Raw genomic sequence first — 26,778 nt, 5'->3', positions numbered from 1 at the left:
CTATCGAATTTAGCGCTGCTAGCCCTCAAAACAAGATGGCCCAACCATCATGCTCGATCGCAGTATTGGCGAGTTCTCGCGTTTTATCGTTATCGCCCTCGGCACCACAATTTTCGGCTTTACCACCAATCACTGGTGGCTGGCACTTTGTGCCGGCCTAATCACCTATCTGTTCTGGCTGCTGTATCAGCAGAGTCAATTCGATCGCTGGCTCTCCAACGGCCGCCGTGGCCCCGCGCCGACCAGCTTCGGCGTGTGGGGTGATATTTCCGACGATTTCTACCGCCTACAGCGCCGCCACCGCAAGGAGAAACAGAAACTGCACTCCATGTTGCGGCGGGTACAGGACAGTACCAGCGCGCTGCGTGAGGGCATTGTCGCGCTGGAAGACGAAGGCAACCTGGCCTGGTGGAACCCGGCCGCTGGGCAGATGTTGCGCCTACAGGCCGACGACGCCGGCCAACCGATCGTGAATTTTGTGCGCGATCCGCGCTTTGTCGAACACATGTACCAGCGCATGCTGGAGCGAAACAACAAAACCCAGGAGCCGATCACCTTGCCGGCACCGGGAGACGATTCGCGTATTCTGCAGATGGAAGTCACCCGCTTCGGGCAGGATGAGGCGCTGGTGATCGTTCGGGATATTACACGCCTGCACAACCTGGAACAGATGCGCAGGGATTTTGTGGCGAATGTCTCCCACGAGCTGCGCACACCGCTGACGGTCATCGCCGGCTATCTGGAAACCCTGCAACTCAGCGGTCAGGCTCCGCAGAACTGGGGTCGACCGCTGGCACAGATGAGCGACCAGACGGTGCGAATGACCAGCCTGGTAAACGACCTGTTGTTGCTGGCGCGACTGGAGACATCCGAGCGGGACAGCGGCCGCGACAAGGTTTCGGTGCGCGAACTGATGGAGCGTGTAGCCGGGGAAGCGCGCTCACTGAGCAGCGGCCACCACGAAATTTCCGTGCACTGTGAAGACGACAGCATCATTACCGGGGATGCCGGCGAGCTACACAGCGCCTTCGCCAACCTGGCCTTCAACGCAGTGAAATACAGCCCCGACGGCGGACCTATCGAGCTGCGCTGGAAAATCGATTCCGCTGGCGGCCACTACTCGGTGAAGGACTCCGGCATCGGTATCGACCCGCTGCATATTCCGCGTCTGACCGAGCGCTTTTACCGGGTGGATGCCGGGCGTTCGCGGGAGAGCGGCGGCACCGGGCTGGGCCTGGCCATCGTCAAACACGTGCTGTTACGACACAGCGCCAACATGAGCGTTGCCAGTGTGCCCGGCCGCGGCAGCACCTTTACCCTCAATTTCCCCACCCAGAAACTGGCCCTCGCCAGCTCCGCCTGAGCAGGAAATCTGGCTGGGCCAAAATAACGGAATCAAAAAAGGAGTTGGACCGGGGCCGCCGATCAGATAAAAACAAAAAAGCGGATGTCGTTATTCCAGTTCCTGCAGACGGCGCTCTTCGCCAGCCGCACAATAGTTCACCACCGCATCTTCTGTTACCGGCTCTGCGGTTTTCTGCACAGTGATATGCACAAGCTTGCGCCCGCTGTCGCGGATCAGTAAGTGCTCACGCCCCTCATCGTCTACGGGCAGGTTGCGCTCACCAATAAGCCCGTCACGCAAGGCGCGCAGCTGGGGTACATCGCGATAGCGGTTCAGGTCTTTCGACAACTTGTGTTTCATCCGCTCGGACTCGTGCAATGCCGCTTTGGTCTCGCGGTACTTGCCGAAGAAAAATACCGCGGCAATAGCAGCGAGGATCGCGAGAGTGGTTTCAAACCATGGGGGCATAGTGCTCTCCTGTTTTACGTCTTTGTCAGGCAGGCTGTTCGTCGCGCAGGAACACCCAGTCGTTGCCTTTTGAGTGCTCTTCGCTGTAATAATATCCAGCCACGTCAAAGCCTTTCAGCTCATCCGCCTTTTTCACCCGGTTGTCGATCGCCCAGCGACTCATCATGCCGCGGGCTTTCTTGGCAAAGAAGCTGATCATCTTGTACTGGCCGTTTTTCCAGTCCTTGAAGTGTGGAGTAACGACCTCTGCTTCCAGGTTTTTCGGCTGTACGGACTTGAAGTACTCATTGGAAGCGAGGTTCACCAACTCGCGGCTTTTCAGTGCCTTGAGCTGCGCGTTTAGCGCATCGGTAATCTTGCCATCCCAGAATTCGTACAGATTCTTGCCACCCGCATTGGCAAACCTGGTGCCCATTTCCAGTCGGTAGGGCTGCATCAGGTCCAGAGGGCGCAACAGACCATAGAGACCCGAAAGCATACGCAAATGCTTTTGCGCAAAGGCAAAATCCCGCTTGCCCAGAGTTTCCGCCTCGAGCCCGGTGTACACATCGCCCTTGAACGCCAGCAGCGCGGGGCGCGCATTTTTGTCGGTGAACGGACGCTTCCAACTGTGGAAGCGATCGTAGTTGAGCACACCCAGCTTGTCAGAGATCTTCATCAGGCTGGAAATGTCTTGCGGGCTGAGTGACTTCAGCTCCTTGATAAGGGCCGCGGATTCCTTGAGGAAATCCGGCTGGGTGGTCTCCAGCGCGGGGATCTCGCTCTCGTAATCGAGGGTTTTGGCGGGGGAGATGACAATCAACATACTGCAAACTCTATCGAACTAAATACAGAAGCGCGGGCTTATTCTGGTTTAAGGATGTCTTGCCACCAGTTGAGCGGCGTCTGGCCATCCACCGGATCGTACACATTGCCGTAATACCAGACACTGTTGGCACCATCACATACGCCGTTAAGGATCTTCTCGATCTCCTCAAAACCGCAGCTCACGTGGATGCTGTACACCAGCAGGCGTGGACTCTCCATATCCAGCTCGCCGCCCAGCTTTTCCAGCTGCGGGGTCAGCTGGTCAGAAAGCTTGGTGCTGTCGCCACGACAGAACACCCGCACCGCCAGATTGCCGGAGCGCTTGATCAGCTCGAAGCTGGGCTTTTCCGGATCTTCCCGGTTGACCTTGATGGTATCGCCACTGGCAAGGCCCTTGATAAAGGCGGGCGAACGCACCAGCTGTACGCTGTCATCCTCGTTGACGCGCACCTGCATACGCTCCACCACCGGCTCGCCGTCCGGGTTGGTGCCAGCGAAAAGTTCGATAATCTGCAGTGCGGTCGTCATAACCTCGGTCTCCGGACTGTGTAAAATAACCGTTCGCCGCGGCGCAGGCAGAAGATGCCCCGTGCGGCAATGAATCGAACATTATACAGGGAGAGACCCATGATTCCGCGTTCAATCTCTAACCGCCTGCTGGCTGCGGCGATCGCAGCCTCTGTGACCGCGGGTATCGCCGGCTGTGCGGTCAACCCGGTCACCGGCAAGAAAGAGTTGTCCCTGATGTCCCAGGGGCAGGAAGTTGCCCTCGGAGAACAGCAGTACCCCCAGGCCCAGCAGACCCAGGGTGGGGAATACCTGATCGACCCCTCCCTGCAGAGCTACGTCAGCCGCGTGGGTCAGAAGCTCGCCAGGGTTTCTGACCAGCCGCAACTACCCTACGAGTTCGTGGTGCTGAACAACTCCACGCCCAATGCCTGGGCGCTACCCGGGGGCAAAATCGCGGTCAACCGCGGGCTGCTGGTGCTGCTGGAGGATGAAGCAGAGCTGGCAGCGGTGCTCGGCCACGAGATCGTACACGCGGCCGCGCGACACTCCGCCGCGGCCATGTCCCAGCAGCAAATCCTCGGGGCGGGCATCGCCATTCTTGGTGCCACCACCCAAGATACCGCCTATGGCGACCTGGTTTCCCTCGGCAGCCAGTTCGGCGGCTCCGCCTATATTGCCAAGTACGGCCGCGACAATGAGCTGGAATCCGACCAGTACGGGATGAAATATATGGCCGCCGCGGGTTACGACCCCTACGGCGCGGTACGCCTGCAGAAGAAATTCGTCGAACTGTCCAAAGGCAAGCAGGCTGGCGCCCTGGAGGCTCTGTTTGCCAGCCACCCACCGTCACAGTCGCGGGTGGATGCCAATATCGAGCACGCCAAGCAGCTACCTCAGGGCACAGCCAACCGCAGCCAGTACCAGCAGGCAATCTCACAACTGAAAAGGGATGCAGATGCCTACAAAAGCTATGACGATGCCGTCGCTGCGGTAAAAAACAAGCAGTTCGACCGCGCGCTGACCTTGGCCCGTCAGGCACAAAAACAACAGCCTAAAGAAGCGGCCTTCTATGCGCTGGAAGGGGACCTGCTGGCACAGAAAAAGCAGTATCAATCCGCGCTACAGTCTTATGAAACCGCGGTGCAAAAAAACCCGACACTATTTTCCAACTGGCTGATGCGCGGCATGCTCAATGCACAACTGAAAAACTACACAGCGGCGGAGCGGGATCTGCAACGCTCTACCCGTTATCTCGAAACGCCTCACGCGCACTATTACCTGGGCCAGGTGTACGAGCAGCAGGGCAACACCAAGAATGCGGTAAGCCATTACCAGATTGCCGCCAAAGATAGTGGTGATATCGGCACCAAGGCGCAGGCACGCGTACAGGCGCTGGGGAATCAGGGATAGCGGTTTTTAAACTCTGAAAAATAAAAAAAGCGGGCGAATTTCTTCGCCCGCTTTTTTATGGGTAATTTCCGGGGTAGAAATTACAACTGCACGGTTACGCCGATGCTGAACACGTCCAGCTCGCTCAAATCGCGATTAGAGGCGTATCCGATCTTGCCGGCCACATTGCGATTAAAGAAATGGGTCGCATCAAGGAAATAAGATTCATTTTCTGCGTAACCACCACCAATGGAGGTGTTTTCGTTGAAATAGAACTCGAGTTCACCCTGCCAATAGAGGTCACTGAAATCTGTGTCGATAAGGCTCAACTGAGCCGTCAGGTACTGTCCACCGGACAAGGCGGTGAAGTACTTTGTAGAAACGCTTCGGTAATCGAAATCATCATCCACTTCAGCGGTAAAACCAATGTAATCGGTGCCAGTCAGCTGGTGGTTATATTTACCGCGAATAAGCAAAGTTGTGTCGGAATTGTCCGAATCGCGTACTTCTGCTTCGGCGAGCAGATTCGGTGTAAACAGGAAGCCAGCACCGGCACGGTACAGGGTGTCCGAATCTGAGTCCGAAAGCCCTCCAAACAGCTTCCACTGGCCGGTGTAGTATTCACCGCCGAGATTCACGTTATCACTGTCGCCGCCGTCGTAATCGACATACTCAAAGCCACCGTAGATATTGGAAACCGGCAGGATATAGTTGAATTCCTTGCGCGGACCCAACGTGTTCAGTGCACCGAAGTAGTACTGCGAGTTAAAGCCCAGAGTATCAACATCGAAATTGCCGTAATCAGCAGAGGTGTAATCAACGTCGGTGAAAGAATTGTACTGCTCTGCAGAAACAACAGCAGAGGCCAGCATAAGAGGAAGTGCGGCAAACTTGAACTTCATGGAAGTGTTCCCTGTTTAATTTACATCTGTACCCTTGGTACCCGTCCGAACTGCCTGGCGGTTCATGGTGAACCATATTAGTGCTTGGCAAATTCGGCGCGGATTCTAAGCGCAGGAAAATTTATGTGCAACGAAAAGCGGTAGTTGTGACGAACGTCCCAAGTAGCATGATACGTTGGTCATTCAACCACATTCGCCGAGGTAGTTTGAGGTAGGGGAACTGAACAGAAACTGAATTAAAACCGACAAATATAAAAAGGCCGCTTCGGCGGCCTTTTTATAGAAAAAATCATGCCGGGAAAGCTTCCGTTTCCCCGACATAATATTCACTCAGCGCATATTTTTTTCATTTCCGTGACGGATATCCGCGCCCTTCACCAGATACACCACCTGCTCACAGATATTCTTGGCGTGATCACCAATACGCTCCAGTGAACGCAAGGTCCAGAGCACATTCATAACCCGCGAGATACTGCGAGGATCTTCCATCATGTAGGTGATCATCTCGCGCACAGCACTACGGTAGTCCATGTCCACCTGCTCGTCCTCCGCCAGGGTTTCCATGGCAGACTTGACGTCAAAACGGGTGTAGGCGTCGAGAGCATCGTTGAGCATCTTGCGCACTGCATTGGCAATGTGACGGATCTCGGTATAGCCGCGCGGTGCGGTGCCCTCGTCGGTCAGTGCGATGGCCATCTTGGCGACTTTACTGGCCTCGTCGCCAACGCGCTCAAGATCGCGGGCGATACGAATGACAGACATCACCATACGCAGGTCGGATGCCGCAGGCTGGCGCTTGGCGATGATCAGGGTCGCGTGCTCGTCCACCTCCATTTCGCAGCGGTCGATTTCCTCTTCCACCTGCAGGACTTTTTCTGCCAGCTCGCTGTCGGCGTTGGCCAGCGCTTCTACCGCGTCGGCTACCTGACGGGTAACCAGGCCACCCATTTCCAGCATTTCCGTCTTGAGGGATTCAAGATCTTCGTTGAACTGGCGGGAGATGTGTTGATCGAAATGCATTTCCATAATTCTTTGTAGGCTCTCCCCAACCTTAGCCGAAACGGCCGGTAATGTAGGCTTCTGTAAGTTCGTGTTGCGGATTGGTGAACACGGTCTCGGTGTCGTTCACCTCCACCAGCTTGCCCAGGTGGAAGTAGGCAGTACGCTGGCTTACGCGCGCGGCCTGCTGCATGGAGTGGGTAACGATGGCGATGGTGTAGTTCTCGCGCAACTCGTCAATTAGCTCCTCAATGCGTGCGGTGGCAATCGGGTCCAACGCAGAGCAGGGCTCATCCATCAGGATTACTTCCGGGTTTACAGCAATAGCGCGGGCGATACACAGACGCTGTTGCTGACCACCGGACAGGCCTGTGCCCGGCTTGTCCAGGCGATCCTTGACTTCGTTCCACAGGCCCGCGCGGCGCAGGCTGTTTTCCACAACCTCGTCCAGCTCGGCACGGCGGCTGGCAATACCGTGGATTTTGGGGCCGTAGGCAACGTTATCGTAGATGGACTTGGGGAAGGGGTTCGGCTTCTGGAACACCATGCCCACCCGGGCGCGCAGGGGCACCACATCCACCTTGGAGCCGTAGATGGCTTCGCCATCCAGAGTCAGCTCACCTTCCACACGACAACCTTCGATGGTGTCGTTCATGCGGTTAAGGCAGCGCAGAAAAGTGGATTTACCACAGCCGGAAGGGCCGATCATGGCCACCACCTGGTTGCGGCCGATATCCAGGCTAACGTCGTGAATGGCCTGGGTTTCGCCGTAGAACACGTTGACATTGCGCATGCGCAACTTGGCTTCATCGCAGAACGGGCTGCCTACGGTGCCGGCGATTTCCTCGGGTTTCTTCACGGCCTGGTTTTTCACTGAAGGGGGCTCCGCTGCCAGTTTGGTGGCTTTGTTTTCCGCCGGTACAGCTTCGCCGGCGTTCAGGGTCATGGTATTCATGGCTCTTTCTCGATTCGCAATCTTAGCATTCACAGGCTGCGCAACGCGTTACCAGCGGCGCTCAAGTTTTTTGCGCAGCCACACTGCGCAGGTATTCATGGTGATCAGTACCGCGAGCAAGACCATGATCGCGGCGGAGGTACGCTCGACAAAGGCGCGCTCCGGGCTGTCTGCCCACAGGAAAATCTGCACCGGCAGTACCGTGGACGGGTCGGTGATACCGCCAGGCACATCCACGATAAATGCCACCATGCCGATCATCAGCAGGGGTGCGGTCTCACCCAGGGCCTGTGCCATGCCGATAATCGCACCGGTCAGCATGCCCGGCATGGCCAGCGGCAACACATGGTGCAACACCACCTGCATCCGCGAGGCGCCCATACCCATGGCCGCCTCGCGGATGGATGGTGGCACGGACTTGAGCGAGGCACGACTGGAAATAATGATCGTCGGCAAGGTCATCAAGGTCAGTACCAGGCCGCCTACCAGCGGTGCGGAACGTGGCATTTCAAAAAAGTTGATAAAAATAGCCAGGCCCAGCAGACCGAACACGATGGACGGTACCGCCGCGAGGTTGTTGATGTTTACCTCGATCAGGTCGGTCCAGCGGTTCTTCGGTGCGAACTCTTCCAGGTAAATGGCCGCGGCCACACCAATGGGGAACGACAATGTCAGCGTCACCAGCAGCGTGAACAGGGAGCCCACCAGCGCCGCGCGAATGCCGGCCTGTTCTGGTTCACGAGAGTCACCATTGGTAAAAAACGTGGTGTTGAAACGCTTCTCCAGTTCACCGCTTTCACGCAGTGACTGTATCCACTCCGCCTTCTGTTCGGAGGTCCGCCCAAGGAAGCCGTCTTCGGATTTCGACAGGCTCTTCACGTAAGTGTCCACGTCGTCATCGGCGTTGAACCACAGGGTCTCGGACTTCCCAAGCAGCTCCGGGTTCTGTGCCAGACGTTCACGCAGTGCAAAACCGGCACCAGTGGAGACCAGCGAGTAAAGTTCCCGCTTGTCGCGACGCCCGGTCACATCCGGAAAACGCTCGCGCAAGGCTTCGCGGATAACACCGTCGAAATTGGCCCAGGCCAGGCTCTCTTGGTCCACGGTTTCGATACCCAGGACGGCCGGATCGTAGGTTACTTCCAGCTGAATGTCCGTCTGCACGAAGGCGCTGCTGCCCTTGCTGATAATGTCGGTGAAGAGCACCAGTACCGCCAGCACGCCGAATGCGATACTCGCGATACCAAAACCGCGGAAGATTTTTTCCTTGCGGTGGCGGCTGGCGAGCCGCGATTCGATACGCTCGCGCACCTCTTTCTGGGTCAAGGTGGATTGAGTCAGATCAGTCATACTGTTCCCGGTATTTTTTCACGACGTGCAGGGCGATAAAGTTCAGAATCAGGGTGCTGATAAACAGCATCAGACCGAGGGCGAAAGCGGCGAGGGTTTTCGGACTGTCGAATTCCTGGTCGCCCACCAGCAGAGTCACGATTTGCACCGTTACGGTGGTAACCGATTCCAGCGGGTTCGCGGTGAGGTTGGCGGCGAGGCCCGCGGCCATCACCACAATCATGGTCTCGCCAATCGCGCGCGACACCGCCAGCAACACGCCACCGACGATGCCGGGCAGGGCAGCGGGGATCACCACCTTGCGCACGGTTTCGGATTTGGTGGAGCCGAGGCCGAGGGCGCCGTCGCGCAGGGACTGCGGCACTGCATTGATCACGTCGTCGGAGAGAGACGACACGAACGGAATAATCATCACGCCCATTACCAGGCCCGCCGCCAGTGCACTTTCACTGGACGCCTCCAGGCCGATGGACTGGGCCACCTCTCGCACAAACGGTGCCACGGTAAGCGCGGCAAAGAAGCCGTATACGACGGTGGGTACACCGGCGAGGATCTCGATCAGCGGCTTGGCGAAAGCACGCACTTTCTTGCCCGCATATTCGGCGAGGTAAATCGCGGACATCAGCCCAACCGGCACCGCCACAAACATGGCGATCGCGGAAACCATCAGTGTGCCGGTGAACAGGGGCACCGCACCAAAGGCGCCACTGGAACCAACCTGATCCTCGCGCAGCGCCATCTGTGGACTCCAGTGCAGGCCGAACAGGAATTCGGTCACCGGCACTGTCTGGAAAAAGCGCAGGGATTCAAACAGCACCGACAGCAGGATGCCAACGGTGGTGAAGATGGCAGCGCAGGCACACAGCAACAGGATCGCGCGCAGCACTTTCTCCACTTTCTCCCGCGCGCGCATTTCCGGTGAAATCTGCAACAGGGCAAATGCGCCTAGGCCAATAGAAAGAATCAGTATCAGCGCGGTCTGCAGCCACTGACCGCTCTGGCGCAGGCTGGTCAGATGTTCGGCCGCTGCCGTCAGCTGCGGTGTCGCTTCGCCAACCAGATTGCCCGCGGCCATATTCTGGATCTGCGCGTACAACAGGTTCTGCCCGGAAATGGACTCCGGCTTTGCGCTGAGCCCACCCATCACCAGAGTGCGGATAATGGAATCATCAAAAGCCAGCCAGAAGCCCAGAATGATCAGGGCCGGTAGTCCGCACCAGAGCGCGGTGTGCACTCCGTAGTAACTGGGCAGGGAGGCAAGGCTGCGGATTCCGCCGCGGCTGCGGGCGGCTCCCACGGCGCGGCTGAAGCCGGTGCCGTAGGCAACCAGGATCAGCAGCAACAGCAGGGCGAAGAGAGTGGGGGTCTGCATCGATTCGCTCGGGTTTATCTCAAATGAATTGTGAATCTGCGATGAAAGGCGCGGGCCATTATGCGGACTTCACAAGTTTTTGCATGTATTGGATATGAGAACGGCCAAGCCCCTGTTTTGTGGGAGGCTTGGCCGGTAATTCCATCTACCTGCTAGAAGTGGATCGGGGCAGCGCCGCAGCGTACCCCAATCTCTCCTGATTATTTTGCAGCCAGATTGGTCAGCGCGTTCAGCTTGCGAACGTTGATGGCAACTTCCTGACGCTTGGAAGTGGGCAGCGGGATCATGCCCTTGTCTGCCAGATAGCCTTCATCACCCCAGGCGCGTTCATTGGTGAACTCGGCCATGAACTGCTTGATACCGGGCACCACGTCCACGTGCGCTTTCTTCACGTAGATGAACAGCGGGCGGGAAACCGGGTAGCTGTTATCGGCGATGGATTCGAACGTCGGCTCCTGGCCTTCGATCAGGGAACCCTGCACCTTGTCCGCATTCTGATCGAGGAAGCTGAAACCGAAGATGCCCAGGGCATTCGGGTTGGCGGCCAGCTTGTTCACGATCAGGTTGTCGTTCTCACCGGCTTCCACGTAGGCACCGTCTTCGCGCACATTGTGGCAAATGGCTTTATAGGCATTCTTGTCGGAAGACTTCTTGGCCGCGATCCAGTCAAACTTCTTACAACCACCTTCCATCGCCAGCTCGGCAAACGCGTCGCGGGTACCGGAAGTCGGGGGCGGGCCCAGCACTTCAATTTTGGTGTCCGGAAGCGTCGGGTTTACTTGCTTCCAGGTTTTGTACGGGTTGGCGACCAGCGTCTCGGAGCCATCCGGGTTGGGTACGTCTTTGGCCAGGGCGAGGAAGATGTCCTTGCGGCTCAGTTCGAAGGCCTTGGCGGTCTTGGCGTTGGCCAGCACGATGCCGTCAAAGCCGATCTGTACTTCCACCACGTCCACGCCGTTGCCGTTACACATCTCCAGCTCGGACTGCTTGATACGACGGGAAGCACCGGTGATGTCGGCAGTGTTCTCACCCACACCCTGGCAGAACAGCTTCATGCCACCGCCGGTACCCGTGGATTCGACAACCGGAGTCTTGAACTGGGTGGCGCGGCTGAAGCGCTCGGCCACTACCGTGGTGAACGGGTAGACGGTAGATGAGCCAACGATGCTGATGTGATCGCGCGCGGCCAGGGCGGCGCTGGAAGCCGCGATGGTCAGAGCGGCCAGGGCCGAAGCCAGGGCTTTTTTGCTCGCAGAACGGTTGTTCATGGATATCTCCAAAAAGTGGTCGCTAAATTGGTCGAAATGTCTGCACGCGACGCATGTTATGTCTAACTAGTGACGATTCTATGAATGAAAAGTTACAAACAGATTACAGTGAACAGCACAGTTTATGACCGGAAAACTCAGTGCGGTCATAATCACCCTGCTGTATCCGGCGCTGGCGCAACTTCTGACCAGCAGGTAGGCTCTTCATCCTAGATAACAGAACAATAACGATGATTTGAGAGACCTCCCATGAAGTTTCTGCCGCGAATCGCCAGTGCCCTCGACCGCTTTGCCAGCGGTTGCGGGCGCTTTCTGGGGTGGTTCACCCTCGCCATGGTACTGATACAGAGCCTGGTGGTTGCCCTGCGCTACGGCTTCGATGGCGGCTCGCTGGCACTGCAGGACGCTGTGGTTTACCTGCATGGAGCCGCCTTTATGCTCGGTCTCGCCTATGCCCTGCAGGCCGGTGCCCACGTGCGCGTCGATGTCTTCTATCGCACCATGTCCGCCAGAGGTAAGGCCTGGGTGGACGCGGTGGGCTGCCTCATCTTCCTGCTACCCGTTTGCATTTTTATTGCAGTGGGCAGTTTGCAGTTTGCCGCCTCCAGTTGGGCGGTGTGGGAGTCCAGTGCCAGCGCCGATGGTCTCGGTGGCGTTTACCTACTGAAAAGCCTGATCCCACTGGCGGCCGCGACTCTCGCGCTACAGGGTATTGCCCAGTTCGCGCGCGCCCTGAACACATTGATGCAGGTTGAAACCAGCCCCGCCAGCTCAGGGGCCCCCGCACCGCAGGTCGCCGAGGCATCAACACAGCCGGCGCCGCTGATTCGGGAAGCGGCCGGGGAGGCCAGCGCATGATGGAATTGATCCCACTTCTGATGTTTCTGGCCGTGTGCGCGGCACTGATGTTCGGTTACCCGGTGGCCTTCACCCTGGGCGGCACGGCTCTGATCGCCGCCGGTCTTGGTATTGTCGGCGGCGTGTTTGATGCGGAATTGCTCAGGGCGTTTCCAGACCGCCTTTTCGGAATCATGCAGAACGGCACCCTGATGGCGGTTCCGCTGTTCGTTCTGATGGGTGTCATGCTGGAGCGTGCGCGCATTGCCGAGGAGCTGCTGGTCAATCTGGCACGTGTTTTCTCCGGTATTCCCGCCGGTATGGCGGTCTCCGTGGTGGTGGTGGGTGCACTGCTTGCCGCCAGCACCGGTATCGTCGGCGCCACGGTGGTGACCATGGGCCTGATGTCCCTGCCTACCATGCTAAAACGCGGCTACTCGCCGAAGCTCGCTACCGGAACCATCTGCGCCACCGGCACCCTCGGCCAGATCATTCCGCCGTCCATCGCGCTGGTCCTGCTCGGTGACACCTTGTCCAATGCGTACCAGCAGGCGCAGCTGTCCCAGGGGATCTTCAACCCAAAGCCCGTGAGTGTGGGCGACCTGTTTGTGGGCGCGATCATTCCGGGCCTGATATTGGTAGCCGCCTACATTCTCTACCTGCTGTTTATTGCTCGCCGCGAACCCTCGGTCGCCCGTGACAAACGCGAAGAAGTCGAGCTGCTGCAGACCCTGAAAAGCCTGGTTCCGCCGATTGCGCTGATGCTGCTGGTGCTCGGCTCCATCATTACCGGCGCCGCCACCCCCACCGAAGCCGCCGCGGTCGGCGCGCTGGGTGCGGGGATCCTGGCGTGGGGACGAGGCGCACTAAACTGGAGCCGTGCCGGAGAAGTGGGGCAGAGCACCCTGCAGGTCACGGCGATGGTATTCGCGATCCTGATCGGCGCCTCGCTGTTTTCGCTGGTATTCCGTGGTTTTGGTGGTGAGGAAGTGGTTACCCACTTCTTCGAAAGCCTGCCCGGTGGCGTGATCGGGGCGACCCTGCTGGTGATGCTGGTGATCTTCCTGCTGGGATTTATCCTCGACTTTATCGAGATCACTTTCGTGGTGGTGCCCATTGTCGGCCCGGTGCTGCTGGCCATGGGGCTGGATCCCGTATGGCTGGGTGTGATGATTGCGCTGAACCTGCAGACCTCTTTCCTTACCCCACCCTTTGGCTTTGCGCTGTTTTACCTGCGTGGGGTCGCACCGGTCGAAGTGTCCACCGGCGCAATTTACAGCGGCGTAGTGCCATTTATCGGGATTCAGTTGCTGGTGATGCTGTTGCTGGCGGCATGGCCCGCGCTGGCGACCTGGTTGCCCGCTTATTTAGCGGGATAACCGATAGCGGGATGATTCTTCGCAAGCGCCGCACCAGAGCCGATGCGCCTGCCGCGATACAAGTCAGGTAGCCGGCACCGGATCATAGGGGCTTTCGGAACCATCCGGCCGAGAGCAGAACCAGCGGAAGGTCCACAAGTATTGCTCCGGGGCTTTACGGATCATGGTTTCCATGGCGCTGCAGATGGCTTTGGCATCCGCCACCGGGTCTTCCCCTTTGACCTCTGTCAGTGGTGGTGTGAAGGTGCAGATATATTTGCCGGTGGTTGGGTCCAGGCGTGAGGTGCAGAGAGTCACAGCCGCACCGGTGGCCTTGGCAATACGGCCCGGCGTCGTGACCATGGCGCGGGGCACGCCGAAAAACGGTACATAAACCACATCCCCACCGCGGAAGCCAAAGTCTTCGTCCGGCAACAGAATGCACTGCCTTCCCGATTTCAAGCCCTTGATCAGTGGGCGGATACCCGCCTCTCGGTTCATCAACTTTAGATCCGATAAATGTCCGCGCCCGCGGGCGACTACCCAGGTCAGCAACGGGTTTTTCAAGGACTTCATCATCGAAACCGTTGGGCCAGCCATAGTCATCAACAGGCCGGTCAGCTCAAGGGTAGTCAGGTGCCAGGTGATGGCCAGTACGTTCTTTTCCGCTACCAGCTTTTGCTGCTCCTCGAAGCCTTCCAGCTCCACCAGTTTCTTCAGCTTTTTTTCGCTGCCCCACAGTGTCAGGCCCATATCCAGCAAGCTGCGCCCGTAGGCCCGGAAGTGATCTACCAATAGCACCTGACGCTGCTCCGGTGACATTTCCGGGAAGCACAGTTCAAAGTTGACCTCGGCGATACGCCGCCGCTTCTCATTGGAGCAGCGGAAGATATCGCCGAACCGCGCCCCCAGGAACATGACCCAGCTTCTTGGCAATACGGTCATCAGGCGCAGAAAGCCCAGTAACAGCCAGGTTCCCCAGAAGCGAGGCGCGAGAAAAGACAGTTCAAATTTAGCCGGTACAGCACCGGAGGGTTTTTTATTTTTCATTGCAGGTCTTACAGCTAATCAACAGGGGCACCCCACTCGCAAGCGATCATTTCTTCGACGGGCGCCCTGCAAGGGAATGCTAGGTTGCGGCGGCCAGACTGCGCCCTTTCCACAACCGGTACACTGCCGGCAATACCATCAGCGTCAACAGCATGGCACTAACCATACCACCAACCATGGGCGCGGCAATGCGCTGCATGACTTCCGAGCCAACGCCACTACCCAGCATGACCGGTATCAAGCCGATAAAAACGGTGGACGTGGTCATCAACACCGGGCGCATGCGCTGACCGGCACCGCTGCGGATCGCCTCACGCAGGTCCGCCACGGTGGGCTTGCGGTCGTCGGCTTCGCACTCTGCCTGCGCCTGATGCCAAGCCTGGTTGAGATACACGAGCATGATTACTCCGATCTCCACAGCCACCCCGGCCAGTGCAATAAAGCCCACGCCCACCGCCACCGACAGGTTGTAATCGAGCCAGTACAACAGCCACAGACCGCCGATCAGCGCCAGCGGCAGGGTGCCCATGATCACCAGCACCTCACCCCAGTGGCGGAAGCTGAAGTACAGCAACAGGACGATGATGCCGAGGGTCACCGGCAACAGCAGACCCAGGCGCTCGCGCGCGCGCTCCATGTATTCGTACTGGCCGGACCACGCCAGGGAATAGCCCGGTGGCAGCTCCAGTTGGTCCGCCACCAGCTGCTGCGCCTCCGCCACCCACGAGCCCAGGTCGCGGTTGGCGATATCGATATAGATCCAGCCATTGGGGCGGGCGTTCTCGGTCTTGATCATCGGCGGACCGCTCTGCACCTCAATGGTCGCCACATCGCCGAGGCTTAGGTGGGTACCGTTAGGGGCCACCAGCGGCAGGCCGCGCAGGCTTTCCGGCGAGTCGCGCCAGGCCTGTGGGTAACGCACATTGATCGGATAGCGCTCCAGGCCTTCGGTGGTCTCACCCACCTTCTTGCCGCCCACCGCGGTGTCGATCACCGTCTGCACGTCCTGGATATTCAGGCCGTAGCGCGCCGCGGCACTGCGGTCGATGTCGATATCGATATAGCGGCCGCCCTCGACGCGCTCGGCAAATACCGACGCGGTACCTGGCACATTCTTGAGCAGGGACTCCAGTTGGGTACCGATCTGCTCGATCTGGTACAGGTCAGCACCGGCAACCTTGATGCCCACCGGGGTCTTGATGCCGGTGGCGAGCATGTCGATACGGGTCTTGATCGGCATCACCCAGGCGTTGGTGACCCCGGGCAACTGCACCGCGGCATCGAGCTCCGCGCGCAGTTTTTCCGGGGTCATCCCCGGCCGCCACTGGTCGCGGGGCTTGAAGCGGATAATCGTCTCCACCATGGTCAGCGGCGCCGGGTCGGTGGCGGTTTCGGCGCGGCCCATCTTGCCCCACACCTGCGCCACTTCCGGTACCTGCATGATCATCTTGTCGGTCTGCTGCAGCAGCTCGCGGGCCTTGCCGATGGAAATGCCGGGATGGGTGCTGGGCATATACATCAGGTCGCCTTCATCCAGCGGCGGCATGAATTCACTGCCGGTGCGCGACAGCGGATACAGGCTGCTGGCGAGCAACAACAGGGCGGTGATGACGACGAGCAGCGGATGGCGGATCGCCAGTTCCAGCGCCGGGCGGTAGGCGGCAGTAAAAGCGCGATTGATTGGGTTGGCCTGTTCCGGCTTCACTTCGCCGCGCACTAGGTAGCCCATCAGCACCGGCACCAGGGTGATGGCGAGGCCGGCGGCCACTGCCATGGCGTAGGTCTTGGTATAGGCCAGCGGCGCGAACAGCCGCCCCTCCTGGCCTTCCAGCGCGAATACCGGCAGGAAACTCAGGGTGATGATCAGCAAGCTGAAGAACAGCGGCGGCCCCACCTCACTGGCCGCTTCACCGACAATCTTCCATCTGTTCTCCTCAGTGAGCGGGGTGCGCTCCATATGCTTGTGCAGGTTCTCGATCATCACGATGGCGCCGTCTACCATAGCGCCGATGGCGATGGCGATGCCGCCCAGGCTCATGATGTTGGCGTTGATGCCCTGCAGGCGCATCACGATAAAGGCACCGATAATCCCCAGCGGCAGGCTGATGGCGATCACCAGCGACGAACGCAGGTGGTACAGGAACAGAGCGCACACCAGTGCCACCACGATGAACTCCTGCAGCAGCTTGTGCCACAGGTTGTCCACCGCGCTGTCGATCAGCTCGCTGCGGTCGTAGGTGGGCACGATTTCCACACCCGCCGGCAGGCTGCGCTGCAATTCTTGCAGTCGCTCACGCACGCGGTCGATCACCGCGCGCGCGTTCTCACCGAAGCGCATCACAATCACACCACCCACGGCCTCGCCCTCGCCATCCAGCTCGGAGAGGCCGCGCCGCATCTGCGGCCCCAGGTGTACATCTGCCACATCCCGCAGCAACAGCGGGGTGCCGGCGGCATTGACCAGCAGCGGCAGCTGGCGCAGGTCTTCCACGCTCTGGATGTAGCCGCTGGCGCGCACCATGTATTCGGCTTCCGCCATCTCCACCACCGAGGCACCGGATTCGCGGTTGCCGCGCTCTATCGCCGCCTGCACCTGGGCCAGGGTCAGGTCGTAGGCGCGCAGCCGCAGGGGGTCCACCTGCACCTGGTACTGTTTGACCATGCCCCCCACGGTGGCCACCTCGGACACCCCGGGCAGGGTCTGCAGCTCGTATTTCAGGAACCAGTCCTGCAGTGAGCGCAGCTGCGCCAGGTCGTGTTTGCCGGTGGGGTCCACCAGGGTGTAGCTGTAGATCCAGCCCACGCCAGTGGCATCCGGCCCCAGTTCCGAGCGCGCGGCACTGGGCAGGCGCGGGGCCACCTGGCTCAGGTATTCAAGTACACGGGATCTGGCCCAGTAGAGGTCGACATCGTCGTCGAAAATAACGTAAACGTAGGAATCGCCGAAAAATGAATAACCGCGCACCGTATGCGCGCCGGGTACACTCAGCATGGCGGTGGTGAGGGGGTAGGTAACCTGGTCCTCCACCACCTGCGGTGCCTGGCCCGGGTAGCTGGTCTTGACGATCACCTGCACGTCGGAAAGGTCCGGCAGGGCATCCACCGGCGTATTGCGCAGGCTGTAGAGGCCGGCAAGGGTCAGCACCACCGCGCCGATCAATACCAGCGCGCGGTTGTGCAGGGACCAGTGGATGATACGCGCGATCATTTCACCGGCTCCTGCGGTCCGGAGTGATCCATGTCACCGTGGTCCATCTCGCCGTGATCCATCTGCGAGTGGTCCATTTGCTCGTGGCCTTCGTGTCCCGGCATCAGGGAATCATCGGCCAAGGCGTGAGCGGCGATCACCTCGTATTTACCGTCGTCGCGCTGGCGCATCTGCACCCGCAGCGGCGCGCCGCTTTCCAGCGCATCGCGTAATGCCTGCTGCCCGCCTTCCGCCACATGGAATCCCATCACCATACCGGGCCAGTCCCATTCCGGCACCGGGCCGTGCTCGAGGCGCGCGTAGTGGTTGTCGTCGGGCATGCTGAGCACCGTGGCCTCGGCCCAGGCGGTATCGGCTTTTGCTGACTTTTTACTGCTGTTCGCGTCACCTTCGCCCTCGATGCGCTGCAGATCGGCGCTAATGCTGGACTCGGAATCCAGCAGGAACTGGGCCGAGGTGACGACCTCGGTACCGGGTTCGAGTCCGGCGAGGATTTCCACTCGCTTGCCCAGCTCGCGGCCCACCCGCACGCGCACCGAGCGATAACGGCCGCCACCCTCGGCGATCACCAGCCGGTCCATATCACCGGTGCGGATCAGGGCGCTGCGCGGTACGGTCAACGTATCCACCTGCTGGCCGCCCAGCTGCAGGCGCACAAACATGCCCGGACGCAGGGTTTTATCGGCGTTTTCCACAAGCACCCGCACGCGCAGGGTGCGGGTCTTGGGGTCGAGATCCGGGAGAATGTGCACTAGCTCGCCGGTCCAGCTGCGGCCCGGGGCAAACTCCCCCTGCAGGGTGGCGGTATCGCCCACGCGTACCTGGGCGCCCTGTTTCGGGAACAGCTCGCCTTCCACCCACACGGTGTCCAGCGGGCCAATGCTCATCAGGGTGGTGGCGGGGGTGATATACATACCGTCGCGGGCGGCGAATTCATTTACGTAGCCATCGGTGGGCGAGTAGAGGGTGATGGTCTGGTTCACCTGACGGGATTTATCCAGCGCGCGCACCTGCTCGGCAGGCACCCCAAGGCTGTTCAGGCGCTCGCGGGTGGCCTCGATCAGGGTGCGGTTGCCGCTTTCCAGGGCCGCTACCAGTTCACTCTGAGCCTTGACGAGCTCCGGCGAGTAGATCGCCACCAGCGGCTGCCCCTTGCGCACACGATCCCCCACGGCCTTGACCCAGCTCTTGTGCACCCAACCGCTCAGGCGGGTGTGCACGTGGTGCAGCTTGTCTTCATCCAGCTGCACCAGGCCCACGGTGTCGACCTCTATGGTCACCGGGCCTTTCTCCGCTACCGCGGTGCGCACACCCAGGTTGTTTTCCACCTGGGAGGAGATGGATACGGTGCCTGGCTTGGCCTCACCTTCCTCGCCCTCGTAGACCGGCACCAGGTCCATGCCCATGGGCGATTTGCCGGGGCCGTCGCGACGGTAGTTGGGGTCCATGGGCGCGACCCAGTAGAGGATTTTCTTTTCGCCGCTGCCTCCCTGCGCGGTGTCGTCACCGCCGGACAGGCCGCGCCCCACAAGAATTCCCACCACCAGGGCGATGATGGCGAGCACGACTATCAATATTTTGTTCATAACGTTGCAGATCGCTGATTATTTGAAGTTGGCGTCGAGCTCGACGGCGCGGAAATAACGGATGCGCGCGACGGCGCGGAAGTAGCCATAGGTGAGGCGCGCGGCACTGATCTGGGTCTCGATGTCGTCCATGCGCGCGGCAATGGCCGCTTCCAGATCCGCGGTATTGCTGGCGTAGCCCCGCAGTACCGCATCGGCGGTAGCGTCTGCCTGCGGCAGCAAGTACTCCCGGTACTCCGCGCGACGGCGATCGAGTGTCTGGGCCATGGCCACGGCACCATTGAGCTCGGCGTGCAACTGCTGCAGTAGGTTCTGTCGCTGCAGGATGCCAGCGCTTTCGCGCGCGCGGCTGGCGGCAAGGCGGCGGTCCTGGCGATCCTGGCGGAACAGGGGCAGGTCGAACGACACCATCACGCTGGCAAAGTCCGAGCCATCACTCATTGGAGTCCGGTCGCGCTGGCCGTAACTGAAATCGACACCGAACTGCGGCTTGTAGGCCTCCTGGGCCAGTGCCACATTGGCCCGCTCTGCAGCCACGCGGGCACTGCTGGCAGCCACGGCGGGGTGCTGCTCCACAAGCGCCATCGGGACCGGAAGGGACTGCCCAACCAGCCAGTCGCGGGTATCCCGCCAGGCCGGCGGCGTTGCATCCAGCACGCCCCAGGCGGCGCCGCCGATCCAGCGGCTGAGCGTGCCGCGGGCGCGATTGATCTCGCCATCCACCGCGGCAATGCGGTCGTCCAGTCGCGCCAGTGCCAGCTGCGACTGCAACAGCTGCTGGGAATGGATCTGCGCACTGGCGAGGCGCGCGCGGTTGTACCCCACCAGCTCCTGCATCCAGCGACGGTTCTCCGCCAGCAGTTCGCGCACCCGCAGCTGCTCCGCCACGCTGAGGTAGGCCAGCGCCACGTCCCGCGCCAGCGCCAGTTCCAGATCCGCGGCACCGGCATAGCCCGCCTCCGCAGTGTGGGCGCCGCGCTCACCGGCGAGTGCCGCGGAATCCCCGCGGGGCAGCTTCTGGCTAATGCCGATCACTTTCTGGGTCATTGGCTGGTCGTCAAAGGCGAAAGTGTCGGTGGGCAGGTTAGCCACACCCAGCTTTACCATGGGGTCGGCCCACTGGGCGTCCGCCACGGCGGTTTCCGTCGCCGCGTCGGCGGCGGCCAGGGCAGCCGCCGTTTGGGGATCCTGGTCCAGTGCCAGCTGAATCGCGCTGTCGAGGGTCAATTGCGCCGAGGCGGGACCGGTAAATGTGGCAATCAGCAGCGCCGGCGCCAGCTTGCCGAGGGCGCGCGTAACAATTCCCATGGATAAATCCTGTATGACTGATGCTGGATCGCGACGGCGTCTGCCGTTGCGGTCGTCGATTTATGCGTCAGGCAAGACGCAAATTAGCTGTGCATCAGGCGCCGATGGGTGGGCGCAACAGGTTTCGCTGCGAAGCAGCAAGGGGGGAGGGGTCAATTGGCACTAGCGGGGCCGAGACGGGCAGGGCGTTGATCTGCCACTCCTGGTCAACAACAACCGCGGCACTGCAGCCGCCAACCGCACAGGTCAGCTGACAGAGATCCTGATGGGATGCATCTGCGGAGTCCTGACAGCAGGGCATATCGCCATGGCCATCGCTATGCATATCGTTTCCGGCATCGGACTCCATCATCATGGCCCCGTGCTCGGCGTGAGGATCTGCACCCGGATCACAGGCAGGGGTGACCGCCAGAGCCAGGCTCTGGGCAGCAAAACACCACAAGATCAGGGTCATAATCAACGTACGCATGCCGCGCAGTCTAGGAGATGTGCGAAAAGCAGACAAGTCGGCGCGGAACCTGCTAGCAGGAATTGATGAATTTAACGCGACCAGGACTGGCTAATTAGTACCCAGTTTGTGTTAGAATGCGCCACCGGAGCTGGCAGCCGTTTACGCGCCACCGGTCAATAAATCTAAAAATGTGAGCACCTGCGATGTCCGCCATAGATGAAGAGCCGCAACCCAGCGGTACCCTGACCCTACAGACCCAATCCATGCCCCGGGACACCAACCCCCAGGGTGACGTCTTTGCTGGCTGGCTGATGTCACAAATGGATGTGGCCGGTGCCATCCTCGCCCAGAGTATTGCCCGTGGTCGCGTCACCACTGTTGCCGTTGGCAGCATGGTGTTTCTGCGCCCGGTGCCCGTCGGCTCCACCGTCAGTTGCTATGCGGAAACCCTGGAAGTGGGCCGCTCCTCCATCAAGACCCTGGTGGAAGTCTGGTTGACCCGTGTGGATACCGGAGAGCAGGTGAAAGTCACCGAGGGTGAATTCGTATTCGTCGCCATCGACGACCGCGGGCGCACTCGACCGCTGCCCTGATTCCCCCCAGAGCTACTCGCATTGGGGCCTCAGCCTCAATGCGCGCCACACACTTCGACCCCACTCGGACAACCTGGCGCTACATCTCCATCGCCTGGTATACCGCCGACACCACTTCACCATACCGCCCGGTTGCAAAGTAATCCCCGATAAACCTACCGGCGTTGCTTCCGGTCGCAATCACTGGGGAATGTTTTTTGTTGGTTAGCAGTACGATTCCAAGATCGTATGCGGGATCAATAACGGTCAGGGTGCCGGTCCAACCGGTGTGTCCATATGCCTTATCGCTGGCGAATTCGCCGAACATCCACTGCATATTTTCATTCCCATTGATCCGCCAACCGAGTGCAAAGGTAGGATCGCGCTCGGAGGGCTGGGTGAATGCACTGATGGACTTGCTATCAAATAGTGAGAACTGGCCGTAGCCACCGTCATTGAGCATCACCTGCAGCAGTACTGCCAGATCCGTAGAGGTGGAAAACAAACCAGCGTGGCCAGATACACCTGCCATTGCATAATAAGCTTTCTCATCGTGTACCTGACCCTGTAGCGTTGCGGTGCGCACATTGGGAAACGAGACGATACCACCACGCGTGTTACCCTGGAGTTCGGTGGCTGCGAATTGCGCACGCGCGAAACCCTTTTGCAATGGATTGAAGTGGGTATGCGTCAGCCCCAGCGGGGCGTAAATGGCACCCTCTGTATAGTCGTCCAGCCTTTGGCCGGTGATCCGCTCAATGATCAGCCCGAGCAACATATAGTCCACGTCACTATAAATAGTGTCGGTGCGCGGTGGGTAAACCAACGGCGTTTGTACAATCATTTTATGCGTAAGGTCTCTCACCTGAGAATACAGACCTTTTGCAACCTTCTGGTTGTGATATTGCGGATCGGCCGTAAAGCCGGCTCGGTGGCGCAGCACATCCTCCACCGTCAGGTCATCTTTACCACGAATTTCGTCGTTATCACGATCGCGGAATTCCGGCAGGTAATCGCGCACGCGCGCTTGCAGGTCCAGTCTGCCCTCGCTCACCAGCTTCTGTAGTGCAAAATTGGTTGCATACATCTTGGTATTGGAGGCCAGATCGAAGAGGGTACTGGTTGTCATCGGCAGGAAGTCTTGTAGCGGCGCCGCGCCATCAAACTTCTGTCGATAACCGTAACTGGTGTTCTTGACGATTTTTCCGTCGCGAATGATTAGCAACACCGCGCCGGGAAAGCCGGCAGCGACATCGCGGGAAATCAGGGCATCTACCTCTCCTAGCCCCCGCGCAGAAAACCCGGCCTCCTCGGGCGAGATGGCCGGGCGCAATACCGGATAGTTGAGCTCCGGCGTCGAGTCGGCAAATACCGGCCACGCGACGGATATCAGTACAACGCTAATGACCCAGTATTGAAACTGCTTCACCAGATCCTTCATCTGTTCCTCTCCGGGTTGATCAACCACGATTCCAGCGATATGTCAAAACGGATATGTGCGTTTTAATGCGCGCCTAAATCTCGCGTTTGATAGTACGCTTCCTCGCTGATCCGGTGGTACGGAATCACCTGGGATTCGAATTCTTTAAATGCGTTATAGACGCGACTGAACTGGGGATCTTCAGCCGCAGTTTTTTCCATGATGCCGGTATTGATTGCCTTCAGGTGCGCGATCACCTCATCTGGCAGCTTGCGCAATTCCACACCGTGCTCTTCCACCAGTTCTTTCAGCGCGCGATTGTTGCGTGCGGTGTATTCGTCGAGCATGTCTTGGTTGGCATCGCGGGCGGCGGTGCGCACGATGGCTTGCAGGTCCTGCGGCAATTTCTCGAACGCTGTTTTGTTGATGATGATTTCGAGAACCGAGCCGGGCTCGTGCCATCCGGGGTAGTAATAGTATTTGGCGATCTGGTGGAAGCCGAAGGCGAGATCGTTGTAGGGCCCGACCCATTCGGTGGCGTCAATCACGCCGGTCTGCAGTGCGGTGTAGAGTTCGCCACCGGGGATGGTGACTGCGGTTCCTCCGGCCCGGTTGAGCACTTCACCGCCGAGGCCGGGAATACGCATCTTGAGACCCTTGAGGTCTTCGACAGAATTGATTTCCTTGTTGAACCAGCCGGCCATCTGTACACCGGTGGAGCCACCGGCCATCGGAATCAGGTCAAAGGGGGCGTAAAGTTCTTCCCACAGTTCCAGGCCGCCACCGTAGTGCAGCCAGCCGTTCATTTCCTGGGCATTTAACCCAAACGGCACCGCGGTAAAGAACTGTGCGGCGGGCACCTTGCCCTTCCAGTAATAGGCTGCGCCGTGGCCTACCTGGGCAGCACCGCTGGAAACCGCACCGAACACACCCATCGCAGGTACCAGTTCACCGGCTCCGAACACCTTGATCTTCAATCGGCCATTGGACATTTCCGCCACGTTTCTGGCGAAGCGCTCCGGGGCGCTGCCCAGGCCGGGGAAATTTTTTGGCCATGTAGTGACGAGCTTCCACTCGAAAGTCTGCTGGCCCGAATTTTTCAGGTGAGAGTTTTCGATCGAGGTGACCGTCTGCACCTGATCGGAACGCGAGACCACCAGGGCACCGAAGGTGAGTACCAATAGTGCGAGCAGTCCGAGAATAACGGGGGGGTACCAGTTTATTTTTTTCATGTCCGTTTGTTTTTTTATTGTTTTGCCCGCCCGTTCAGGGCGGGGTTCGGCTTCGAGCAGACGCTCACAGGCTATGGTTCAAATTAAAGAGGCTGCAGCTTGGCCATCGATACTACCAGCCATTTGCTGCCGGCGTCGTCGAAGTTGACCTGCACGCGGGCGCGCGGGCCACTGCCCTCGAACTGTGTCACGGTGCCCTCGCCGAATTTTGGGTGGTCTACGCGTCCACCCAGCGCCAGGGGTGGCAGGTCATCGTCAAAGTCCGGGGCAGCGTCAGAGTAGGGGTTTATGCCACCACCAAACTTGCCCCAATCCTTTCCAAAAGAGTTCGGTTGGAATAGCGGCTTGGAGACTTCAGTTTTCAGCCGCACCTCGTGGATATATTCCACCGGGATCTCACTGACGAACCGCGAGGGCTTGTTGTAGGTCTCGCTGCCAAACAGGCGTCGGCTTTCCGCGTAGGTGATATACAGTTTCTGCATGGCGCGGGTGATGCCCACGTAGCACAGCCGGCGCTCTTCCTCCATGCGTCCGGGTTCCTGCGCGGACATCTTGTGCGGAAACAGGTTTTCTTCCACACCCGCCATAAACACCAGCGGGAATTCCAGGCCCTTGGCCGAGTGCAGGGTCATCAGCTGCACCGCATCTTCAAACTCGTCCGCCTGACCCTCGCCGGCGTCCAGCGCGGCACTGTCGAGGAACTGGTTAATCAGCGGTATTTCTTCTTCATCTACCGCCTCGCCATCGGGATCGACAGTGGGGATGCCGTCAAAGCCGCGGCATGCGCTCACCAATTCCTGCAGGTTTTCCACCCGGGTCTGGCCCTTCTCGCCCTTTTCCTTGCCGTGGAATTCGATAAGGCCGGTCTGCTCGATGGCCAGCTCGGCGATATGGTCGAGGGTTTTGTCGGTACTCTCTTCGTCCAGCGCGTCGATCAGACTGAGGAAGTTGGCCAGCGCATTGCCGGCGCGGGCAGTGAGGACTTTCTGCTGTAGCATCTTGGCGGCGGCGTCCCACATGGAACAGCCGTGCTCGCGAGCAAATTCGCGCACGGCATCCACGGTACGCGCACCGATGCCGCGGGTGGGGGTATTCACTACCCGCTCGAATGAGGTGTCGTCGTGACGGTTGGTAATCAGCCGCATGTAAGACAGCGCGTTCTTGATCTCCATGCGCTCGTAGAAGCGCTGGCCGCCGTAGATGCGGTAGGGCACCTGCTCCCGCAGCAGGCCTTCTTCCAGCACCCGCGACTGGGCATTGGAGCGATACAGAATCGCGATGCTGTCGCGACGGTTGCCGTCGCGCACCCAGTCCTGGATACGCTCGACGATAAAGCGTGCCTCGTCCTGTTCGTTATAGGCGGAGTAGAGCGAGATGGGCTCACCCTTGTCACCCTCGGTCCACAGTTCCTTGCCGAGGCGACCAGAGTTGTGGGCGATAACCGCGTTGGCAGCGTTGAGGATGGTACTGGTAGAGCGGTAGTTCTGCTCCAGACGCACCGTCTGCACGTCCTTCAGGTCCGCCTCGAAATGCTGGATATTCTCGATCTTGGCGCCGCGCCAGCCGTAAATAGACTGGTCATCGTCACCTACCGCAGTAATTGCACACTGGTCACCGGCCAGCAGGCGCAGCCAGGCGTATTGAATGGTGTTGGTGTCCTGGAACTCGTCGACCAGGATAAACGGGAAGCGGCGGCGGTAGTGGGCGAGGATACTGTCATTGTTCAGCAGTAGCTCGTGGGCGCGCAGCAGCAGCTCACCAAAATCCACCACGCCCGCACGCTGGCAGGCTTCTTCGTAGCTGCTGTAGATCCGCACCATGGTGGCGAGCCAGGGATCGCCGGTGAGCTGGATATACTGGGGACGGATGCCCTCATCCTTCTGTGCGCCGATCCACCACTGGGTCTCCCGCGGCGACCACTTCTTTTCATCCAGCCCCAGCTCGTTCTGCACCCGCTTGATCAGGCGCAGCTGGTCATCGCTGTCGAGGATCTGGAAATTCTGCGGCAGCTTCGCCTCCTGCCAGTGCGCGCGCAGCAAGCGGTGAGCGAGACCGTGGAAGGTGCCCACCCACATGCCGAAGGTATTTACCCCCAGCAGTTCCTCGATGCGCCCGCGCATCTCGCGCGCGGCCTTGTTGGTAAAGGTCACTGCCATAATGGAGTAGGGCGACGCCCCCTCCACCTGCATCAGCCAGGCGATACGGTGCACCAGCACACGGGTCTTGCCCGAGCCGGCGCCAGCCAGAACCAGTTGATTGCCCGGCGGCGCCGCTACGGCTTCGCGCTGGGGGTCGTTGAGGGGGTCTAAGAGTTCAGATACGTCCATGGGGCGGATTGTATCAGGGGTGAGGGAAGAACTGGGTATATAAACAGGGTTTTGTAAGCGGTCT

The 26,778-nt window shown here is 59.6% G+C and carries 22 protein-coding genes; 5 read left to right on the top strand and 17 right to left on the bottom strand.

Annotated features, from left to right (window positions below; genetic code table 11):
* Positions 1 to 49 precede the first annotated feature (49 nt).
* Positions 50 to 1,363, top strand: a complete 1,314-nt coding sequence (gene phoR, locus LC059_RS08375) for a phosphate regulon sensor histidine kinase PhoR (RefSeq protein ID WP_226703396.1) — start codon at positions 50 to 52, stop codon at positions 1,361 to 1,363.
* Positions 1,364 to 1,453: 90 nt separating this feature from the next.
* On the opposite strand, the gene LC059_RS08370 is transcribed toward phoR, so the two are convergent.
* The 3 genes from LC059_RS08370 to LC059_RS08360 are packed head-to-tail and all read right to left on the bottom strand — an operon-like array spanning position 1,454 to position 3,148.
* The gene (locus tag LC059_RS08370) at positions 1,454 to 1,813 is read right to left on the bottom strand and encodes a hypothetical protein (protein ID WP_226703395.1); all 360 of its coding nucleotides are present in this window, start codon (positions 1,811 to 1,813) and stop codon (positions 1,454 to 1,456) included.
* 25 nt (positions 1,814 to 1,838) lie between these two features.
* The gene (yaaA, locus tag LC059_RS08365) at positions 1,839 to 2,618 is read right to left on the bottom strand and encodes a peroxide stress protein YaaA (RefSeq protein ID WP_226703394.1); all 780 of its coding nucleotides are present in this window, start codon (positions 2,616 to 2,618) and stop codon (positions 1,839 to 1,841) included.
* A 38-nt stretch (positions 2,619 to 2,656) separates the two neighbouring features.
* Positions 2,657 to 3,148 (bottom strand): DUF4265 domain-containing protein, encoded by a 492-nt coding sequence (locus LC059_RS08360; protein WP_226703393.1) that lies wholly within the window; start codon positions 3,146 to 3,148, stop codon positions 2,657 to 2,659.
* Between the two features lie 99 nt (positions 3,149 to 3,247).
* On the opposite strand from LC059_RS08360, the gene LC059_RS08355 reads away from it, so the two are divergent.
* Positions 3,248 to 4,540, top strand: a complete 1,293-nt coding sequence (locus LC059_RS08355) for a M48 family metalloprotease (RefSeq protein ID WP_226703392.1) — start codon at positions 3,248 to 3,250, stop codon at positions 4,538 to 4,540.
* 80 nt (positions 4,541 to 4,620) lie between these two features.
* Here LC059_RS08355 and LC059_RS08350 read toward each other — a convergent pair whose 3' ends face one another.
* From LC059_RS08350 to LC059_RS08325, 6 genes are all read right to left on the bottom strand, one after another.
* Positions 4,621 to 5,421 (bottom strand): putative porin, encoded by an 801-nt coding sequence (locus LC059_RS08350; protein WP_226703391.1) that lies wholly within the window; start codon positions 5,419 to 5,421, stop codon positions 4,621 to 4,623.
* A 330-nt stretch (positions 5,422 to 5,751) separates the two neighbouring features.
* Entirely contained in the window at positions 5,752 to 6,447 is a 696-nt protein-coding gene (phoU, locus tag LC059_RS08345) for a phosphate signaling complex protein PhoU (RefSeq protein ID WP_226703390.1), read from the bottom strand.
* A gap of 25 nt (positions 6,448 to 6,472) precedes the next feature.
* The gene (gene pstB / locus LC059_RS08340; protein WP_413231550.1) at positions 6,473 to 7,375 is read right to left on the bottom strand and encodes a phosphate ABC transporter ATP-binding protein PstB; all 903 of its coding nucleotides are present in this window, start codon (positions 7,373 to 7,375) and stop codon (positions 6,473 to 6,475) included.
* Positions 7,376 to 7,423: 48 nt separating this feature from the next.
* Positions 7,424 to 8,725 (bottom strand): phosphate ABC transporter permease PstA, encoded by a 1,302-nt coding sequence (gene pstA, locus LC059_RS08335; protein ID WP_226703389.1) that lies wholly within the window; start codon positions 8,723 to 8,725, stop codon positions 7,424 to 7,426.
* Positions 8,718 to 10,097 (bottom strand): phosphate ABC transporter permease subunit PstC, encoded by a 1,380-nt coding sequence (gene pstC, locus LC059_RS08330; protein ID WP_226703388.1) that lies wholly within the window; start codon positions 10,095 to 10,097, stop codon positions 8,718 to 8,720. Before pstC ends, pstA begins: the two co-directional genes overlap by 8 nt.
* A 200-nt stretch (positions 10,098 to 10,297) precedes the next feature.
* Positions 10,298 to 11,365, bottom strand: a complete 1,068-nt coding sequence (locus LC059_RS08325) for a PstS family phosphate ABC transporter substrate-binding protein (protein WP_226703387.1) — start codon at positions 11,363 to 11,365, stop codon at positions 10,298 to 10,300.
* A 249-nt stretch (positions 11,366 to 11,614) separates the two neighbouring features.
* Here LC059_RS08325 and LC059_RS08320 point away from each other — a divergent pair, with 249 nt between their 5' ends.
* Both LC059_RS08320 and LC059_RS08315 read left to right on the top strand, forming a co-directional pair.
* Positions 11,615 to 12,223 carry a TRAP transporter small permease subunit gene (locus tag LC059_RS08320; RefSeq protein WP_226703386.1) on the top strand — a complete coding sequence of 203 codons (609 nt, stop codon included), beginning with the start codon at positions 11,615 to 11,617 and terminating at the stop codon, positions 12,221 to 12,223.
* Positions 12,220 to 13,581, top strand: coding sequence for a TRAP transporter large permease (locus LC059_RS08315; protein ID WP_226703385.1), 1,362 nt, complete (start codon positions 12,220 to 12,222; stop codon positions 13,579 to 13,581). The genes LC059_RS08320 and LC059_RS08315 overlap by 4 nt, the downstream gene beginning before the upstream one ends.
* A gap of 63 nt (positions 13,582 to 13,644) precedes the next feature.
* Here LC059_RS08315 and LC059_RS08310 read toward each other — a convergent pair whose 3' ends face one another.
* From LC059_RS08310 to LC059_RS08290, 5 genes are all read right to left on the bottom strand, one after another.
* Positions 13,645 to 14,610 (bottom strand): lysophospholipid acyltransferase family protein, encoded by a 966-nt coding sequence (locus LC059_RS08310; protein WP_226703384.1) that lies wholly within the window; start codon positions 14,608 to 14,610, stop codon positions 13,645 to 13,647.
* 79 nt (positions 14,611 to 14,689) lie between these two features.
* Entirely contained in the window at positions 14,690 to 17,818 is a 3,129-nt protein-coding gene (locus LC059_RS08305; protein WP_226703383.1) for an efflux RND transporter permease subunit, read from the bottom strand.
* The gene (locus LC059_RS08300; protein WP_226703382.1) at positions 17,815 to 19,404 is read right to left on the bottom strand and encodes an efflux RND transporter periplasmic adaptor subunit; all 1,590 of its coding nucleotides are present in this window, start codon (positions 19,402 to 19,404) and stop codon (positions 17,815 to 17,817) included. Before LC059_RS08300 ends, LC059_RS08305 begins: the two co-directional genes overlap by 4 nt.
* 18 nt (positions 19,405 to 19,422) lie before the next feature.
* Positions 19,423 to 20,712, bottom strand: coding sequence for a TolC family protein (locus LC059_RS08295; RefSeq protein ID WP_226703381.1), 1,290 nt, complete (start codon positions 20,710 to 20,712; stop codon positions 19,423 to 19,425).
* A gap of 94 nt (positions 20,713 to 20,806) precedes the next feature.
* Positions 20,807 to 21,181: a hypothetical protein gene (locus LC059_RS08290; protein ID WP_226703380.1), complete on the bottom strand. Its 375-nt coding sequence runs from the start codon at positions 21,179 to 21,181 to the stop codon at positions 20,807 to 20,809.
* A 185-nt stretch (positions 21,182 to 21,366) separates the two neighbouring features.
* Between LC059_RS08290 and LC059_RS08285 the strand changes: the two genes are divergently transcribed.
* Positions 21,367 to 21,756 (top strand): acyl-CoA thioesterase, encoded by a 390-nt coding sequence (locus LC059_RS08285; protein WP_226703379.1) that lies wholly within the window; start codon positions 21,367 to 21,369, stop codon positions 21,754 to 21,756.
* A 79-nt stretch (positions 21,757 to 21,835) separates the two neighbouring features.
* On the opposite strand, the gene pbp4b is transcribed toward LC059_RS08285, so the two are convergent.
* From pbp4b to uvrD, 3 genes are all read right to left on the bottom strand, one after another.
* Positions 21,836 to 23,176: a penicillin binding protein PBP4B gene (gene pbp4b / locus LC059_RS08280; protein WP_226703378.1), complete on the bottom strand. Its 1,341-nt coding sequence runs from the start codon at positions 23,174 to 23,176 to the stop codon at positions 21,836 to 21,838.
* Between the two features lie 62 nt (positions 23,177 to 23,238).
* Positions 23,239 to 24,387, bottom strand: a complete 1,149-nt coding sequence (locus LC059_RS08275; protein ID WP_226703377.1) for a TRAP transporter substrate-binding protein — start codon at positions 24,385 to 24,387, stop codon at positions 23,239 to 23,241.
* Between the two features lie 83 nt (positions 24,388 to 24,470).
* Complete coding sequence (gene uvrD / locus LC059_RS08270) at positions 24,471 to 26,714, bottom strand: DNA helicase II (protein WP_226703376.1); 2,244 nt, start codon at positions 26,712 to 26,714, stop codon at positions 24,471 to 24,473.
* Positions 26,715 to 26,778: the final 64 nt, after the last annotated feature.

Source organism: Microbulbifer elongatus, assembly GCF_020524885.1.
Lineage (GTDB): Bacteria > Pseudomonadota > Gammaproteobacteria > Pseudomonadales > Cellvibrionaceae > Microbulbifer > Microbulbifer elongatus_A.
This window is presented reverse-complemented; position numbering and strand designations above follow the sequence as displayed.

Excerpts from the sequence above, each read along its gene's own strand:
- phoR (WP_226703396.1), top strand. The coding sequence starts at position 50 with ATGCTCGATCGCAGTATTGGCGAGTTCTCGCGTTTTATCGTTATCGCC.
- LC059_RS08370 (WP_226703395.1), bottom strand. The coding sequence starts at position 1,813 with ATGCCCCCATGGTTTGAAACCACTCTCGCGATCCTCGCTGCTATTGCC.
- yaaA (WP_226703394.1), bottom strand. The coding sequence starts at position 2,618 with ATGTTGATTGTCATCTCCCCCGCCAAAACCCTCGATTACGAGAGCGAG.
- LC059_RS08360 (WP_226703393.1), bottom strand. The coding sequence starts at position 3,148 with ATGACGACCGCACTGCAGATTATCGAACTTTTCGCTGGCACCAACCCG.
- LC059_RS08355 (WP_226703392.1), top strand. The coding sequence starts at position 3,248 with ATGATTCCGCGTTCAATCTCTAACCGCCTGCTGGCTGCGGCGATCGCA.
- LC059_RS08350 (WP_226703391.1), bottom strand. The coding sequence starts at position 5,421 with ATGAAGTTCAAGTTTGCCGCACTTCCTCTTATGCTGGCCTCTGCTGTT.
- phoU (WP_226703390.1), bottom strand. The coding sequence starts at position 6,447 with ATGGAAATGCATTTCGATCAACACATCTCCCGCCAGTTCAACGAAGAT.
- pstB (WP_413231550.1), bottom strand. The coding sequence starts at position 7,375 with ATGAATACCATGACCCTGAACGCCGGCGAAGCTGTACCGGCGGAAAAC.
- pstA (WP_226703389.1), bottom strand. The coding sequence starts at position 8,725 with ATGACTGATCTGACTCAATCCACCTTGACCCAGAAAGAGGTGCGCGAG.
- pstC (WP_226703388.1), bottom strand. The coding sequence starts at position 10,097 with ATGCAGACCCCCACTCTCTTCGCCCTGCTGTTGCTGCTGATCCTGGTT.
- LC059_RS08325 (WP_226703387.1), bottom strand. The coding sequence starts at position 11,365 with ATGAACAACCGTTCTGCGAGCAAAAAAGCCCTGGCTTCGGCCCTGGCC.
- LC059_RS08320 (WP_226703386.1), top strand. The coding sequence starts at position 11,615 with ATGAAGTTTCTGCCGCGAATCGCCAGTGCCCTCGACCGCTTTGCCAGC.
- LC059_RS08315 (WP_226703385.1), top strand. The coding sequence starts at position 12,220 with ATGATGGAATTGATCCCACTTCTGATGTTTCTGGCCGTGTGCGCGGCA.
- LC059_RS08310 (WP_226703384.1), bottom strand. The coding sequence starts at position 14,610 with ATGAAAAATAAAAAACCCTCCGGTGCTGTACCGGCTAAATTTGAACTG.
- LC059_RS08305 (WP_226703383.1), bottom strand. The coding sequence starts at position 17,818 with ATGATCGCGCGTATCATCCACTGGTCCCTGCACAACCGCGCGCTGGTA.
- LC059_RS08300 (WP_226703382.1), bottom strand. The coding sequence starts at position 19,404 with ATGAACAAAATATTGATAGTCGTGCTCGCCATCATCGCCCTGGTGGTG.
- LC059_RS08295 (WP_226703381.1), bottom strand. The coding sequence starts at position 20,712 with ATGGGAATTGTTACGCGCGCCCTCGGCAAGCTGGCGCCGGCGCTGCTG.
- LC059_RS08290 (WP_226703380.1), bottom strand. The coding sequence starts at position 21,181 with ATGCGTACGTTGATTATGACCCTGATCTTGTGGTGTTTTGCTGCCCAG.
- LC059_RS08285 (WP_226703379.1), top strand. The coding sequence starts at position 21,367 with ATGTCCGCCATAGATGAAGAGCCGCAACCCAGCGGTACCCTGACCCTA.
- pbp4b (WP_226703378.1), bottom strand. The coding sequence starts at position 23,176 with ATGAAGGATCTGGTGAAGCAGTTTCAATACTGGGTCATTAGCGTTGTA.
- LC059_RS08275 (WP_226703377.1), bottom strand. The coding sequence starts at position 24,387 with ATGAAAAAAATAAACTGGTACCCCCCCGTTATTCTCGGACTGCTCGCA.
- uvrD (WP_226703376.1), bottom strand. The coding sequence starts at position 26,714 with ATGGACGTATCTGAACTCTTAGACCCCCTCAACGACCCCCAGCGCGAA.